This window comes from Brevibacillus daliensis, from assembly GCF_021245735.1.
Taxonomy (GTDB): Bacteria; Bacillota; Bacilli; order Brevibacillales; family Brevibacillaceae; genus Brevibacillus_B; species Brevibacillus_B daliensis.
This window is the reverse complement of the sequence record NZ_JAJISB010000020.1, coordinates 91,130-107,381: the sequence shown is the minus strand read 5'-3', so window position 1 is coordinate 107,381 and position 16,252 is coordinate 91,130. Positions and strand designations below refer to the sequence as shown.

At 42.3% G+C, this 16,252-nt stretch carries 16 protein-coding genes and 1 other annotated feature; of the genes, 3 read left to right on the top strand and 13 right to left on the bottom strand.

Annotation, left to right across the window (positions count from 1 at the left end):
* Positions 1-75: 75 nt before the first annotated feature.
* Positions 76-2,295: a DNA topoisomerase III gene (locus LM917_RS15355; RefSeq protein WP_232698412.1), complete on the bottom strand. Its 2,220-nt coding sequence runs from the start codon at positions 2,293-2,295 to the stop codon at positions 76-78.
* 146 nt (positions 2,296-2,441) lie between these two features.
* On the opposite strand from LM917_RS15355, the gene LM917_RS15350 reads away from it, so the two are divergent.
* Together LM917_RS15350 and LM917_RS15345 are read left to right on the top strand one after the other, a co-directional pair.
* Positions 2,442-3,371 carry an NAD(P)/FAD-dependent oxidoreductase gene (locus LM917_RS15350; protein WP_232698411.1) on the top strand — a complete coding sequence of 310 codons (930 nt, stop codon included), beginning with the start codon at positions 2,442-2,444 and terminating at the stop codon, positions 3,369-3,371.
* Positions 3,355-3,828, top strand: a complete 474-nt coding sequence (locus LM917_RS15345; protein WP_232698410.1) for an NUDIX domain-containing protein — start codon at positions 3,355-3,357, stop codon at positions 3,826-3,828. The genes LM917_RS15350 and LM917_RS15345 overlap by 17 nt, the downstream gene beginning before the upstream one ends.
* A gap of 154 nt (positions 3,829-3,982) precedes the next feature.
* On the opposite strand, the gene LM917_RS15340 is transcribed toward LM917_RS15345, so the two are convergent.
* The gene (locus LM917_RS15340) at positions 3,983-4,315 is read right to left on the bottom strand and encodes a GNAT family N-acetyltransferase (protein WP_232698409.1); all 333 of its coding nucleotides are present in this window, start codon (positions 4,313-4,315) and stop codon (positions 3,983-3,985) included.
* Positions 4,316-4,461: 146 nt separating this feature from the next.
* On the opposite strand from LM917_RS15340, the gene LM917_RS15335 reads away from it, so the two are divergent.
* Positions 4,462-5,136, top strand: a complete 675-nt coding sequence (locus tag LM917_RS15335; protein ID WP_232698408.1) for a hypothetical protein — start codon at positions 4,462-4,464, stop codon at positions 5,134-5,136.
* A gap of 74 nt (positions 5,137-5,210) precedes the next feature.
* Here LM917_RS15335 and LM917_RS15330 read toward each other — a convergent pair whose 3' ends face one another.
* The 11 genes from LM917_RS15330 to LM917_RS15280 all read right to left on the bottom strand — a co-directional run bounded on the left by LM917_RS15330 (position 5,211) and on the right by LM917_RS15280 (position 16,122).
* Entirely contained in the window at positions 5,211-6,665 is a 1,455-nt protein-coding gene (locus tag LM917_RS15330) for an MFS transporter (RefSeq protein WP_232698407.1), read from the bottom strand.
* 29 nt (positions 6,666-6,694) lie between these two features.
* Positions 6,695-7,816 carry a mandelate racemase/muconate lactonizing enzyme family protein gene (locus LM917_RS15325; protein WP_232698406.1) on the bottom strand — a complete coding sequence of 374 codons (1,122 nt, stop codon included), beginning with the start codon at positions 7,814-7,816 and terminating at the stop codon, positions 6,695-6,697.
* Positions 7,817-7,832: 16 nt separating this feature from the next.
* On the bottom strand, positions 7,833-8,597 hold the full coding sequence (locus LM917_RS15320; RefSeq protein WP_232698405.1) for a TraR/DksA C4-type zinc finger protein: 765 nt from the start codon (positions 8,595-8,597) through the stop codon (positions 7,833-7,835).
* Between the two features lie 144 nt (positions 8,598-8,741).
* Positions 8,742-11,516, bottom strand: coding sequence for an isoleucine--tRNA ligase (gene ileS, locus LM917_RS15315; protein WP_232698431.1), 2,775 nt, complete (start codon positions 11,514-11,516; stop codon positions 8,742-8,744).
* A 194-nt stretch (positions 11,517-11,710) separates the two neighbouring features.
* Positions 11,711-11,956 (bottom strand) — a binding site (T-box leader).
* A gap of 71 nt (positions 11,957-12,027) precedes the next feature.
* Complete coding sequence (locus tag LM917_RS15310) at positions 12,028-12,507, bottom strand: DivIVA domain-containing protein (protein WP_232698404.1); 480 nt, start codon at positions 12,505-12,507, stop codon at positions 12,028-12,030.
* A 128-nt stretch (positions 12,508-12,635) separates the two neighbouring features.
* Positions 12,636-13,409: a YlmH family RNA-binding protein gene (locus LM917_RS15305; protein WP_232698403.1), complete on the bottom strand. Its 774-nt coding sequence runs from the start codon at positions 13,407-13,409 to the stop codon at positions 12,636-12,638.
* Positions 13,410-13,431: 22 nt separating this feature from the next.
* Entirely contained in the window at positions 13,432-13,698 is a 267-nt protein-coding gene (locus LM917_RS15300) for a YggT family protein (RefSeq protein WP_232698402.1), read from the bottom strand.
* Positions 13,699-13,722: 24 nt separating this feature from the next.
* Complete coding sequence (locus tag LM917_RS15295) at positions 13,723-14,163, bottom strand: cell division protein SepF (RefSeq protein ID WP_232698401.1); 441 nt, start codon at positions 14,161-14,163, stop codon at positions 13,723-13,725.
* A 48-nt stretch (positions 14,164-14,211) separates the two neighbouring features.
* Complete coding sequence (locus LM917_RS15290) at positions 14,212-14,928, bottom strand: YggS family pyridoxal phosphate-dependent enzyme (RefSeq protein WP_232698400.1); 717 nt, start codon at positions 14,926-14,928, stop codon at positions 14,212-14,214.
* 5 nt (positions 14,929-14,933) lie between these two features.
* Complete coding sequence (pgeF, locus tag LM917_RS15285) at positions 14,934-15,755, bottom strand: peptidoglycan editing factor PgeF (RefSeq protein WP_232698399.1); 822 nt, start codon at positions 15,753-15,755, stop codon at positions 14,934-14,936.
* A gap of 91 nt (positions 15,756-15,846) precedes the next feature.
* Positions 15,847-16,122: a YlmC/YmxH family sporulation protein gene (locus tag LM917_RS15280; RefSeq protein ID WP_232698398.1), complete on the bottom strand. Its 276-nt coding sequence runs from the start codon at positions 16,120-16,122 to the stop codon at positions 15,847-15,849.
* Positions 16,123-16,252: the final 130 nt, after the last annotated feature.

Genomic DNA, 16,252 nt, shown 5'->3' with positions numbered 1-16,252 from the left:
TGGAAATAGGATTCAACTGTACCACATGTAACACCATCTCTCTTCGTTATGTTGGCATTTGTGCGTTCGTTCTCGTTACGAGTACAAGGCCTCTGTCATTTTTTTGTTAGAGGGGCGTGACGTTGAGGCATAGTTGTTTTCAAACTGGAAGGTAAATTGCTGTTTCTCATCTTCCCATACCAGCCTGGCATCAAAAGTTTTCTCCCCTTTTTTAAATCCTTTCATAACATTTGTAGTTCCGTCTTCCATCAATTTTTTCACAATGGTCATCGAGAGAGATTTAGTGAGGAGCTTCTTTGGTAATGTCACTTTACATCCTGTTTTATTAAACTGATCGCAGCCATAAAATTTACCCTTATCAACAATACTCCCGCCACACACACGGCACTTTGCCACCTTTTTTCCTACAGTAAATTTGGAGCTAGTAGCAGGCATAGCTTCCAAATCAACACCATCAAAATTCCATTGGGCAGACTGCTCCGTAGCATCCAGCACAATTTTATGCGTTAACTTCTTCACTTGTTCCATGAACGCTTGTGCAGAGGCAGCTCCTTGACCAATTTCTGCCAGTCGCTGTTCCCATCGTGCTGTCATCTCAGGTGAAGCTAATATTTTATCACCTATCGCATCTATTAAGAGAATTCCTTTTTGAGTCGCAAACACCTGATTTTTTTTGACTTCAATATATTTCCGATCTTTTAACATCGTAATAATGCTGGCACGAGTCGCTTCTGTTCCCAGCCCTTCCGTCTTACTCAGAACTTTCTCCAGATCCTTGTTATCTAAATGTTTTCCTGCTGTCTTCATCAAGGTAATCAACTGTCCCTCTGTGTATCGCTTAGGAGGTTGTGTTTTCCCAGATTTCACTTTCACTTTACTCACTTTGCCTGTTTCATTTTCTTCAAGAGGGGGAAGAAGCTTTTCCTCATCCTTCTCATCCTCATCCTTTTCCTGAAACAATACGGTACGCCAGCCAGCTTGTACCTGAAACTTCCCTTTACTAATAAATGTGGCACGTTCATCCACTAACGTAGTAATGTTCGTATAATCAAAAATGGCAGATTCATAATGAGCAGCAATTAATCTACGCACGATCAAATCATAGATATTCCGCTCTTCCTGAGACAATTTACTTGTGTTTGGAACCTGCTCAGTTGGGATGATCGCATAGTGATCAGTTACCTTTTTTTCATTCACGTATCGTTTATTCTGCTGAATGGAAGAAATCGGTGCAGGGAAAAATGTCTGATACTCCTCTTTTTTTGCTAATTTGTCCAGAATATCTGGAAATGTCTTGGCCTCTCCGGGTGTGACAAAGCTAGAATCAGAACGTGGGTAAGAAATATAACCTTTCATATACAACTGTTGGGCAATATCTAGTGTTGACTTTGGTGAATATTTATATAGCTTGTTAGCTGTAGCTTGCAATGAAGATAAATTGAACAGGAATGGTGGTAAAAACTCTTTCCGTTCTTTTTTAACCTCTTGCACACGAGCGGGTTTTTTCTCACAAAACTGAGCGATTCGCTCTGCCATCTGCTGGTCAAACAGACGAGACTCACCATCTTTTTGCCAAATCCCATCATATTTTTTCCCTTCAATCTGAAAGGAAGCGAGGACCTCCCAAAATGGTTCCGATGTAAAGTTGGCGATCTCTTTTTCACGTTTTACTACAAGCGCAAGTGTAGGAGTCTGAACACGTCCTGCGGAAAACACATCAGAGATCCCTTTTTGCTTTAGTAAAATCGTATAAATGCGAGATGCATTCATTCCTATCAGCCAATCTGCACATGCCCTGCTGTACGCCTCATAATAGAGATTGCGGGTATCTGTTTCCTGTAATAAATTCGTAAAGCCATCAATGATTGACTTATCTGTTAACGATGAAATCCATAGTCGTTGCATGGGCTTTTTAATTTTACAGGTCATAAGAATTGTTCGAACAATCAGTTCCCCTTCTCGCCCGGCATCGCCCGCATGAATGACTCCTGTTATATCTGGTCGCTTCAATAATTGCTGAATTACCTGAAATTGCTTGTATTTACTTTTTGTTACCCGATAAGAAAAATGTTCCGGAATAATGGGTAACGATTCAACCGCCCACTTTTTCCAAGCAGGATTATATTCCTCCGGCGGCAAAAGCTCACAAATATGACCGATTGCCCATGTGGCAATGGCCCCTTCCGGAAATAAGCTATTTGGGCGAATTTCAATATACCCTTGTTGTTTTTTATGGGGAAATGGACTAGCCAATTTACTTGCCTGATCCGGTTTTTCTGCAATGATGACCTTCACGTTTATTTCCTCCCAACGTGGTCATATACGGTCCAAAGTGTTGGCCGTCCTATTGTAACACGTATTTTTGCGGCACAAAACATATGCTTTGGTATAATAAGAATACAGATGTGAGAAGGAAAAAGAAAGAAACGAGGGGAATTGGAGTGGAACATGTGCAAGTCTTGATAATCGGCGCAGGTATTGCCGGAATATCAACAGCCATCTGGTGCAAGCGCCTGGGGCTTTCCTATGCTGTCATCGAACAACATGATCGACTTGGCGGTCAAATTTCCCATATTCATAGTCGCATCTGGGATTTACCCCCAAGAGTATATAAGGATGGGGAAGAGTTACTCAAAGAATTGCTTCATACTGTGCAAGAGTTAGACATTCCTATTAGGTTTCAGGAAAAACTGAACCAGATTGATACGACCGGGAAACAGGTTATCACAGATAAACAATCGTACCGTGCTGATTATGTTGTGCTTGCAACAGGTGTCAGACAAGTAACACTACCAGTGCTGGATCAGGTATCCTCTTATGTATTAGGTCCATATTTTTCTACAACAGCTCAGGCAGGATTGCTTCACCAGAAGGACGTCATGGTCATTGGAGGGGGAGATCGCGCACTTGAAAGTGTTTGTAACCTATCCCCCCATGCCAGCCATATATGGCTGTTGGTACGAAACGGACATTTTCGAGCAAGAGAAGAGTGGGTGGCTAAAGCTTGTTTACTACCCAACGTGACAATTCTCATGCATACAGAAGTGGAGAATGCTATCGCTATGGACGACCGCTGTCTGGTCACGTTCCATACGAAATCAGCTAGCCAGCAAATCTCTGTTGACTGGATTATGCCTCGCATAGGTGTCACTTCTCAAACGAATGACATCATTAACCTGCCTCAAGGAGATATGGGCTTTATTCAAGTAGATGAATTCCAGCGCACAGTGAACCCTTGGATGTATTCGATTGGTGACAGCGCGAATGGAAGCCTTTATTCCAGCCTTTCCCTAGCCATCGGGCAGGCTATGAAAACAGCCAAGCACATCTCACTTTGCATCAAGGAGGCAAAAGATGTACACCTTTCATGATCAATCCGGCGTACCTATAACGCTAACATTTGACCCGAAAGAATTTCATAAAGAACAAGCCATGCATGTGCTTGTTTTTCCATATTATCAAGGTAAACTATTGTTGACCATCCATACCAAACGAGGCATAGAGCTTCCCGGGGGTAAAGTGGAGCCAGGAGAATCAAGCATAGCAGCAGCCGTTCGTGAAACCTATGAAGAGACGGGCTATCACCTATCTTCCATAACTAAAATTGGGCAATATACTGTTGGGTCAAACATCGTCAAGGATATTTATCTAGCTGAAGCAGAACGCCAAGTTGCGATTATTCGTGAGGGTTCTGTTGGTGGAGCTGTTCTTTATGATGAACCCCCTCGTGTAAAAGATCTACTCAACGATCCGAAGTTCAGTCCATTTATGAAAGATGATGTATATCCGCTAGCTCTAGCCGAAATATCGAAACTTCAGATGGGTTAAAAATGAATCATAATAAAAAAACAAGATCTTTGTTAACCGCTAACGGTCTAAGAGGTCTTGTTTTTTTAGACATAGATCCTGCTATTATCCATTTCCAGAGCAAATCAACGTTGTAACACAAAATGCATGGGTGCCCCTTCTTATTCCTTGAAGCCTACCCATTCCATCTGCCGATACATGTCAGAGTTGTCACGTACGATGAAGCCAAGTTGTTCATAGAGAGCCTGGCCCCTGAATTTGAGTGTAAAACTTGTAACCGTACATGTACCTTACTTTTTTGTGCTAAATCGAGAATTTGTTTCAATACCTGCGAGCCATTGCCGAGACCTCTGAATGTTGGAAGTATGGCAATGTCTACTAACGTCCAGTATGTTTCATCCTTCGCCAGAAATATCCTTCCGATCTTATCGGATTGATAGTAAATAACTTTTCTCTCTTGCTGCGGATAAGTTATCTCGTAGGATCTCTTTTGAAGACGATATTGCATCGTTAGAAAATCCAATTCCTCTGATTACACTCTAGGTAGTCCATGTAGCAGAGTAGAGCCTCACCTCTTCTTCCGTATCATTAATCCTCTATGGTAAAATCTAGGGAAGACATTTTTTCCAATTACACCAATAAGGATTTGATAACTTGAAGGTATCTACCTCCTATGACTATACATTCGTCTTTATTGCTGGAATACAGTCATGGTCCTATTTTTTTGAAGGTGCACAGCAACATGCGATTCAACATTTCTCTTCAAGAGGACAAACTGTGCAGACTTATAGTCTTTTTCCGTATGGAGTTATGGATGGAATGGATTTACCCGCTCGAAAAAAAGCTCTGTGGAAACAGATAGCTCAGGTGCGAAAAGATTACCGTAACGGTTCCTTCGGTGGTGCTTATGTAGCTAATGAAATAAAAAAACGATATCAGAACGGCGGTAAGCTTGTTCTTATTGGACATTCAGGTGGGGGAGTAGCAGCTGTGTGGGCTGCTATCCGGTTACTTGAAGAGACGCAAATTGAAGTTGAACTAATCGTCCAAATTGGGTCTCCAAAAATTATTCCTAAACGACTATCTCATAAAACCGCTGTACTAAAAGCCGCAGGAAAATGGGGAGATCCTATTACCTATACGAAGCCTTGGTCATTCAGATCTCCCTTTCTCCAAGTAAAAATCCCATATGATCCAAAATTACGTGGTATGCGATTACACGCTGGTTATTTTAATACCAATCGCTGGTCATTACCTTCTCAGAACGTGACCACAAATCTGGATGAAACCATGTGCCAAATCTATAAATGGGTAGAAAGAACTTCCTAACCTCACGAATACGATCCTCACACAAAATAACCCGGATCATGCAAAAGATATTTGCATTCTTACCGGGTTATTCCCTATTTGGCTTTATCCTTCTCATTGTTGTTTTCTTTTTTCTCCATGATTTTGGCTAGAAGTTCAGAAGGATCAAATCCTAACTCTTTCTGCGCTGTTTCTTTTCTTGCGTCTTCTTTGCTTTTTTCCTTTATCCCAATCATTACAGCCATTTCTTCCAGCGATTTCGTATCAAGCAGTTGTTTTTCATCCTTTTTATTACCCTCATCCGATCTCTTGGAGGTATCTTCCTCTGTTGATAAACTACTCTCCTGTTTTTGCGGGGTAATTAGGAAAAAGGCAAGAGCTGCAAATATCAAACTAACCGTGGCAATTGAAAAAAACATGACTTTCGTTGAAAATCCAAGTAACCACGTAAAAATAGGCGGCCCTAATGCGACGCCAATAAACCTAACCCCATTATAGAGAGAAGTTATCATACCACGCTCCGATTTTTTAACAGAGCCTATGATCATGGAATTAAGACAAGGCAAGATCATTCCAGTACCGACGCTACCAATAACGAGGATACCTATTAAGACATACACATTTTGAATAAAGCTGGCAACTACATAAGAAATGGTTAACAGTAGCATACCTGTGACGATCAGAGCACGCATCAGCGTCAATCTTTTCTTAATTATTGCTCCTGTAATAAACGCTGTGATACTCATTGCAAGTAGTGGAATAGCAAGAAACAATCCTTTTAACACGCCATCTATGCCATACGTTTCTTCAAGCAGGTCAGACAGGTAAAACAAGACCCCGAATAAAGTGGATAAACAGATACTCCCGATAAAAAATGCAGGAATAAGCCATTTTCCATTTTTCTTAAAGACTTTACCAATAGAAGCTATATACTCTTTAACTGATTTTGGTTTCTTGTCTTGTTTTTTTTCTTTTACCAGCATTAAAAAGATCACAAGTACAACTGCGCAGATTACAGGAAATGCTAGAAACACCGCGTACCATGTCCATAACGCAAACAGAGAACCTAGGATGGGAGAAAGAACCTTCCCTAATCCGTTTGATGTTTCCAATAAACCAAGCGCTCTACTTTCGGATGCTCCGTCAAACAAATCACCCACTAATGCCATAGCTATAGGTGAAGTTCCTGCTGCACCAATCCCCTGCAATACCCGACCTGCTATGATAATCCCGTATGGATTGTCCATCCATAGCGCGGCAAGTCCAGCGACTAAACCGCCTATTCCATATAAAGATAGCGCAATAGTTATAACCATTTTACGATTAAAGCGATCAGAGAGATATCCCGCTAGAGGTATAACAAGCCCAGCAGCAATGGAGAATGCAGTGATTAAGAAACTGGTTTGAAATGTCGTTAAGCTAAGCTCAGTTTTCATGGTTGGCAAAATAGGAATGAGCATTGAGTTGCCAAGAACCATTACCAACGGAACTCCCGTCAGTCCAACCAGGTTTTTGGAGTTGCTCTGTTGTACATGTGCCTCGGCAGCCATACTTGAATTCTCCTTTCAATGTTGATTCATTACGCTTGATACATTCTTCCATCCCAGCGGTAATGAGCAAGAAGGTCCTGATCGATTTCCACACCAATTCCTACGCCTTGTCGTATCGTCACATAACCGCTTACCGGACGAAGAGAGATCATTTCAGTAAATGGATTTTCCATAACATCCCACTCCACTGGCTCAATTTCTTCTCCAGTCATCTTGCCCCATGGTGGTAAACATGCCTGTGCAAGGAGTGCATAAAGGCGGGAAAGTCCCCCATCAAAAACATGGGGAGACACTCTGACACCTATACTTCGCATGGTTTCTAGCGTATGCCGATATCCATCGATCCCATCCTCGTGCATCGGATCAGGCTGAGCAATATCAATGGCACCCTGCTGACATAACCCAAGAAACGGTTTTACGTTAAGAATGTTCTCTCCACCTGCCAGCGCCACTGGCAGCTTTGCCCGCAGTAATGCATAGTCATTGATACGCTCCATGGGTAGTGGTTCTTCTATCCACATGATGTTTGACCACTTTTGAAGAAGAGACTGCCACTCACATATGGTTGCCACGTCGTAGCTTTGATTAGCATCAAGAGCAAAGGACATGCTCTTTGCTAGTTCGTTTTGCAACAGCGAAATATGAGCTTGATCCTCCTTAACAGTTCTCCCACCAATTTTTACTTTTGCCATGCTATAGCCTTCTGCAACCGCCTTAGAAACTATTTGCAAAGAGTGCTTTGTCCAATCAGCGCTCTCTTGATACGTCTGAAAGGAGGCATAGACAGGAATCCGTTCATGCCATTGACCTCCCCAGAGTTGGCAAACAAAAAGGCCGGTAGCCTTCGCCATTATTTCGGTCAGAGCCATACTGACAGCCGTAGCGGCACGTTGATGCCATTTTTTAATTACCTTACTTACTTTGATTCGGTCAGTCGCATTTTTTCCTATCAAATACGGTATAATGCGTTCGCGAAATCCCACATCAAGCGTTGGCAGCCAGTCTATACACTCGCCCCAGCCTTCTATGCCAGAACAAGTTGTAATTTTAATCAAGTAACAGGAGCGATATTTCTTATATCCATTTGCATCTCCATAAGGTGTAGGAAGTTCATACAAACAGGGGTACGTGTCTATACGTTCGATAATCATGATATCCCCCGAACCATCAAGTCAAATCCTCATTTGCTTCCTGTTTTGCCAAGTTGTCCAAGTATTCCTCGTACGACATCATGATGCCCCTGCCTTCATCGTTATGCATATAGTTGTTGTACGCGTCGCTTCGAATAAAATGAACACTATCAGGACCATTATAGCCATAAATGTCCGTGTAACCGATCTGTTCTACTGCTTCTACATATCCCTCTGGCTCATCAGATTCAATAAACATCTCATTGTAATCGAGCTTGTTAGGATCGTTATAGGAAAAAGGAGTGCTGGAAGTACCCCAGGACTCAACAATCTGCCACGCATCTTCCCCATCAAAATAGTTTTTGTCTTCATCATCTAGAGAAGTCCGACCAAACGGCGATTTCAAAAACTCTTCTTCTATCGGGCGCTGATGGTTAATGTTAGGTGCTGGTGCATGCTCCTTACACGTAAGCGCTTGGGGGAGTGCAATTAATCGATCCACTGCTATCTCTTTTCCACAAACAGTACATATGCCATATGTACCTTTTTCCATCCGAACCAATGCCTGATCAATCTCTCGCATGGTTTCTCTGTCCAGCTGGTACAAGGCAATATCCTTTTCACGCTCAAACATTTCTGTCCCTATATCAGCGGGATGGTTATCGTAGGTTGAGAGTTCCGACACAGCCTGCCCCATAGAGCTTTCCATTCCATAATGATTATTTTCCTCTAGGCGTAGTTGCAGGCTTTCTTTTTCATCTAATAATCGCTCACGTAAATTGGCGAGAGTTCTTTTGTCCATTTAGGTTGCCTCCCTTGTTTCTTTGAGGACTCTTTGCAAAGGTAGTATGCCCGACAAAAAAACGTTCTTACCAGGGAATTATTTTCCCAAGGCAAGAACGCTTTTTGTATAGGTTATCCTTATTCTGTTATAACTCTCTTATTCTTAAGCAGTAAAATGCTCATCTACGATGGTTGCACAACGTACACATACAGTTGGATGTTTCTCCACCTGTCCTACATCCGTTTTAACAACACGGCAACGTTCACATTTTTCACCATCTGCTGGAAGCACTGCAACTGAGATTCCCTCCAACTTGGCAGCTCCCTCAGAAGCAGTAGCTCCCGCTTCATGCAATTCAACTTGAGCCACGATGAATAGATCAGCCAGGTCATCCATGCTAGCCAAGGTTTGGTAAACCTCATCCGTTTGTGGATATAGTACTAACTTCGCATCCACAGAGTTACCAAATACTTTGTTAGCACGAGCTTCTTCCATTGCCTTCAATACTTCATCGCGCACTTCCAGGAATGCGTTCCATTTATCTTGCAATTCTTTACCAAAGGATAGATGTTGCTCATTCACCTCTGGCATATCTGTAAGCTGAACACTTGCCTCGCTTACTCCAGGGATATATTTCCACACTTCATCCGCTGTATGCGGAATGATTGGGGAGAGTAATTTAACCAGATCTAGCAAGATGTCATACATAATGGTTTGTGCTACACGGCGTTTTTCACTATCTGGCGCTTCTACATAGAGACGATCCTTAGAGATATCCATGAAGAACGAAGATAATTCAATGGTGCAGAAATTGTGCACAGTTTGATATACCGTATGGAATTGATACTCATCGTATGCTTTACGCGCACGCTTAACAACTTCTGCCGTTTTTGCAAGCATAAAGCGATCAAATTCAGGTAAACGATCGTAGTCTACACGATGTTTAGTAGGATCAAATCCATCCAGATTACCTAGCAAGAAGCGGAAGGTATTACGGATTTTGCGATATACCTCTGCATTTTGAGCCAAAATCGCATCTGAGATACGGTGATCAGATTGATAATCTACGGAAGATACCCACAAGCGAAGGATATCCGCTCCTAATTTCTCTGTTACTTGTACAGGTGCAATTGTGTTACCCAAGGACTTGGACATTTTGCGTCCTTCTCCATCCATTGTGAAACCGTGGCTAAGTACGCCTTTATACGGAGCCTGTCCAAAAACTGCTACCGATGTAGACAATGATGAGTTGAACCAACCACGATACTGGTCAGAACCTTCCAGATACAAATCAGCAGGCCAGCTTAGTTCTTCACGTTGACGAAGCACTGCTGCATGGGATGACCCGGAGTCGAACCATACATCCATGATGTCTGTTTCTTTGCGGAATTCATTGCAGCCGCAAGAGCAAGTAAGTCCCTCAGGGATTAATTCATCAGCTTCACGAGCAAACCAGACGCTTGATCCTTCTTTTTCAAACAGATTCGCAATATGGTCGATGGTTTGTTCATTAATGATTGGCTCATTGCATGATTTACAATAAAAAATTGGAATCGGCACACCCCATACACGTTGACGAGAGATACACCAGTCGCCGCGGTCAGCCACCATGTTACCTAGGCGAGTCTCACCCCAATGAGGAATCCATTTCACATTTTTAATCGCTTCTAGCAACTGATCACGGAATCCATCAATGGAAGCAAACCATTGTTCTGTAGCACGATAGATGATTGGCTTTTTCGTACGCCAGTCATGAGGGTACGAGTGAGTGATAAAGCTAAGTTTTAGTAAAGCACCCTGTTCTTTCAATTTCTCAGAAACCACTTTATTCGCATCTTCATAGAACAATCCTTCAAAGCCTGGAGCTTCTTTGGTCATCTTACCTTCATGATCAACTGGGCAAAGAACATCAAGGTTATAAGCCTTCCCTACGTTAAAGTCATCTTCCCCGTGTCCAGGTGCTGTGTGTACGCAGCCGGTACCAGCGTCAAGCGTAACGTGCTCACCCAAGATTAATGGAGATGGACGATCATAGAATGGATGTTTTGTTACAACACCTTCTAATTCAGAACCTTTTAGAGTAGATAGCACTTCTACTTGTTCCCAACCAATTTCTTTCGTTACAGATTCTAGCAGACCAGATGCTACCAAATATTTATTATCATCAGCTCGAACAACACTATATTCTAGCTCAGGATTTAAAGAGATAGCCATGTTAGCTGGAATAGTCCAAGGAGTAGTGGTCCAGATGATTACGCCTGTATCTTGATCCAATTTCCCTTTACCGTCCTCTACCATAAAGCGAACGTAGATGGATGCTGAACGCTTGTCTTGATATTCAATTTCTGCATCAGCCAGAGCTGTTTCAGAAGATGGAGACCAATACACACAACGTAGACCTTTGTAAATATATCCTTTTGTAGCCATTGCTCCGAATACGCGAACCTGTGCCGATTCGAATTCTGGAAGCAGTGTCACGTAAGGATTTTCCCAATCACCACGAATACCAAGACGCTTAAACTGTTCACGTTGTTTGTCTACATAACTCCATGCATACTCTTCACACAGCTTACGGAATTCGTTCACTTCAATGTTGCGGCGATCCAGTTTTTTCGCATTAACAATCGCTTGCTCAATTGGCAAACCATGCGTATCCCAGCCTGGAACATACGGTGCGTAGAATCCTGCCATGGATTTATAGCGAACAATAATGTCCTTCAAAACTTTATTCAAGGCATGACCAATATGGATGTCACCATTCGCATATGGAGGACCATCATGCAAAGTAAAAGAAGGACGTCCTTTTGTGCGTTCCAATACCTTTTGGTAAATATCTAATTCATTCCATGTTGCTGCTACTTCTGGCTCGCGAACAGGCAAGTTACCACGCATCGGGAACTCTGTTTTTGGAAGGTTAAGCGTTTTGCCGTAATCGATGCTCATGTACGTTCACTCCTTTTATATGTTGGAAAATATTCAAGAAAAACTCTTATCGACGTTAACTCAACGAAGCTGGTTCTACTCTCTTGGGCGTATCTGGTCTATTTTTTTGTGTATCCGAATCTAGAATCTACTCCATACAAGCTGTGTAGTACTAGCTGAACACGCAAAAAAAAGCCTCTCTCATCCCCTGTAGGGACGAGAAAAGCTTCCCGTGGTACCACCCTAATAAACAGTTACCCAATAGCTCTGCTACAGGCTCCTGTCCACTCTATCATTCGTAACGTGAATGCTTCGCTCACTTACTAACGCAAAAATACGTGTTCAGGTATGAACTCCTGGGTGATTTTCAAAAACAGTCCCGTCCAGACTTGCACCAACCGCCTGGCTCTCTACATGGCTACTCTGTTTTTTACTCTCCCGATCATCGTCGATAAGGTATAATTGCAAAATAAAAACTTGGTATACATTATAATTCCATCATTAACAGATCGTCAATGCTTTATTCCTACTCTAAAGTAGAAGTTGCTTTCTCCAGGTCATCCCAATCGCCATTTTCCAGCATTTCTAGCTGAGCTTCAAGCAACGTGCGGAATCTCATACGATAGACAGAAGCACGTTTCTTCAATTCCTCAATCTCAATGGCAATTCGACGTGATTTAGCAAGAGCCTCGTTCACAATACGATCGGCGTTCTTTTCCGCCTCTTTCAATACTAATTGTGATTCCTTACGAGCGTTGTTTTTCACTTCCTCTGCAGTTTCCTGTGCCACCAGAATGGATTTGCTCAGGTTCTCCTCCAGATTTTTGTAATGATCAAGGCGCTCGTTCATAAGAGCCATACGTTCTTCCAGCTCTCTCTTCTCTTTCATTAATTGTTCAAAATCCTTAATGATTTGATCGAGGAACTCATTTACCTCATCCACATTGTAACCGCGAAAACCAGTGCTAAACTCTTTATCATGTATATCGCGAGGTGATAATGGCACGATATAATTCCCCACTTTCCTCGTAGTATAAAATCCGAATGATTCCTGCTATCTAGCTAGTGTTGATTTCCGTAATTTTCGACAAAATCTTATAAGAATCCTGCCTGACTCATGAAAAATCAAGCAAATTACGTGTAAATAAATAGAACAGCTCGCATCCGACTGCTTCTCGTTGGTCCTGTTAGCTCTTTTACTTCAAAGCGACCAAAGCCAGCAAGTGAGATCATATCTCCCTCTTTTATCGTCTGAGAGGGATCATCTACCACTTTAAAATTCACTTTACATTTACCGGCACGAATGGGAAGGAGTGCTTTCGCTCTGGAAAGACGACAAGCCTCTCCTACAATCGCATCCAGTCTGGGTGATGGAACTGTTACTGTCTTCTCACTACCTGTTTTTACAGGCGGTTTACATTCATGAAAAGGCAATTCTGACAGGGACACGGGTACTCGATGAATATGAGTAACCTGTGCAAGCACAAAGTTAACAACCTCATCAGCTAGCACAACCTGACACTCTTCCTCACCCATCAATATGTCGCCGAATTTTTCCCTTTTTAATCCAATATGTAATAAAGCTCCCATTAAATCACGGTGTTCTAGTTTTACGAAGTTTTGATTGCCTTTAATCTCGAACAAACGCAGCCGAAAATCGGCTTCCTCGGGAATGATATAAGCAGGATGCAAGATAGCTCGTACCCTCTCTGCTCCCTCATAGCCACCAAAAGCCGATACGATCACGCCCTGAGCCTTGGAGCTGAGGCTTTGCAAGATAAATAACTGACGAGGATCTAGAAAATCCGTAAGCCTCATCATTTGTCTGTCTTCCACCTGCCCAAACAGCTCCAGAGCACGTTCGATGAAAGGATATTCTTCTTTACGAAAATGATTGTACATGCTCATGGAAGTCACCATTCACCTATCTCTACAGAAAAGCCATGAAGAGAAGAGAAATTAAACCTTCTTTGGCAAAATACAATGCAAGCATCGCAACCATAGGCGATAAGTCAATGAATCCAAGTGGTGGAATTATTTTGCGGAATAGGGAAAGATATGGTTCTACCAATCTTTCCAACATAGAACCAATTGGTGTTTCGCGCATTTGAGGTACCCAAGACATGAGTACATACGCAATTACCATGTAAAAATAAATATTAAAAGCCCCTTCAATTAACCTTACTACGATTTCCATTTATTCACCTCAACTGACTAGTTGTTATTCTTCTACGATGACACTTGAAATGGTTCCCTGTATATCAACGTGGTCAGGTGTGCAAATAAAGATTTGCTCTCCTACCTTTTGAATATCGCCATTTAAGGCATATACAGTACCACTCAAAAAATCGATAATTCGCTTCGCTTGATCTTTTTCGACCCGTTGCAGATTAATAACTACCGGTCTTCTATTGCGCAAGCTATCAGCAATATCTTGTGCATCACTGTAATGACGCGGCTCAAATAACATCAAACGGATGCCCTCACGTTCTCTGGCAGCATGAATACTAACAACATTACTTCCTGCGCCTTTTTGTGTAGACTTTTTTGGCGGACTCTCCTGATAAGAATCCTCGTCCTCCACATATTCCTCTACATATTCTTCAATGTATTCTTCATCTTCCAAGCCTAGGAACCTCATCAGCTTATTTCTAACGCCCATGCTTATCCTCCTATCTACGCTTGATTTTAAGGTGTCAACTTGGGAAGATTACGCCTCTACCTCTTCTGGTTCAACCAGTACAGAACCCAAGCGCACAAAAGTAGCTCCTTCTTCTATCGCAACTTCATAATCACCAGACATTCCCATTGATAGCTCTTCAACCGTTACATGGGGCAGATGCAACTCTTTCAGTCGCTCTTGCCATTCGCGTAAACCTCTGAAAACGTATCGAACCTCTTCTTGATTATCGGTATAAGGTGCCATCGTCATTAATCCAGCAATCCTTATATGTTTCATATTACTGGTTTCTTTGACAAATGCCAAGACATCATCGGGATGTAATCCATATTTTGTCTTTTCTCCTGAAATATTGATCTGAAGAAAACAAGAAACGACAATATCCATCATACTTGCTCGCTTTTCGATCTCTTCTGCTAGAGATAGTCTGTCGAGTGAATGAATGTATGTAAACCGACCCACTACATCTTTTACCTTGTTTGTTTGAAGGTGTCCAATGTAATGCCATATTGCCTGGTCACGATAAGCCTCATACTTCGGCAGTGCATCCTGAATTCGATTTTCACCTATGTGGCCAAGCCCTGCTTCCAGGATTTCTCCAATAGCAGGTGTGTCAACATATTTGGTCACAGCTACTATTTTTACCTCTTCTTTTGAACGTCCTGTTCTCTCACAAGCCTGCTCAATTCGTTTCTCAATCTGCGCATATCGCTTTTCTACCGTTGCCTGTGATACCCATCTGCTCATTCTCTCTATTCCCTCCATCCAATAAATGAAGCCATTCTACCCGTTTTCCCGTTTTCACTTCGATGGGAGAAAAAGATGTCGTTTCGACAACTGGTACAATAGCTCGTCATCGAAATATGTGCCGGGTCTACACCAGCATCAATTAGTAATCTTTCATTAAGTAGACGTAAATCTAGCATATAGCGATCAGATTGCTCACTCGGTGTTGCTACCTGTTCCCAATCATCAGTTGCCTTTCGAACCTCAGCCATCACCCGCTCGTCCACTTCGTAGCAGCATACCCCGATGCTTGGTCCGATTGCCACTAGTAATTGACCTGGATTAGTTCCATATTCGCCTGTGAGGGCAGTTATCATAGATTTACCTATATTAGAGACGCTGCCTTTCCAACCTGCATGAGCGACTCCGACAGCTTTTGAATGGGGGTCTACAAACAACAATGGAACACAGTCGGCATAAAACGAAGTAAGAAAAATTCCTTTCTCGTTCGTATATAACCCATCCGATTCTTTAATGACACTCTTCAAATCATTTCTGCCGGCCCCTTTATGACCGGCAGTCACCTTCGCAACGGCATTTCCATGTACCTGATCAGCACATGTCCACGATTCAAAAGGAAAGCCTTGTATATCGGCTATTCGTCTACGGTTTTGAATAACATGCTCATCAACGTCTCCTACGTGTAACCCCATGTTACACGAGTCAAAAGAATCCTGACTGGTTCCTCCCCATCTTGTGGTAAAACCAGCCACTAACCCTGGATAGGCAGCTTCCCATTTCTCTAGTTGCAGGGTATTGGTCTCTTCATTCAACAGAAATGGTTCCATCTTTCTGCTCTCCCATCCTATTTCGTATTATAGCTTCCTCCTTATCTTACTGGTTTTTACCTGATCATCGCAAGGGATTCCCTGTTCCCCGTCATTTCTCCTCATCTATTCTTTTTGATTCCAATCGCAATGTTTCTTCCAATCTTACAAGTACTACATCTTTTCCGATTTTCACAATATTTCTCCAAGGGATAACATGTTCAGCCGACCCTTGTATCAATCCAAAAAATCTGCCCTCTCCTGGTACTACAATCGCCTCCACACGCCCTACCTTCAAATCAATTTCCAGGTCTGCAATCTGCCCTAATCTCTTTCCGTCCAGAATATTGACGACTTCTTTGGCTTGAAATTCCGAGATTTTTATCATTCATTGCACCCCGCCTTCTATATTACCGCTCCACTTCTATGTATATGTGGTGAGAACCAAAATAAAACCCCCATACATAGGTCAGTAAAAGTAGCCTTTTACATACCTCTATGGGGGTAAAAATAAATTC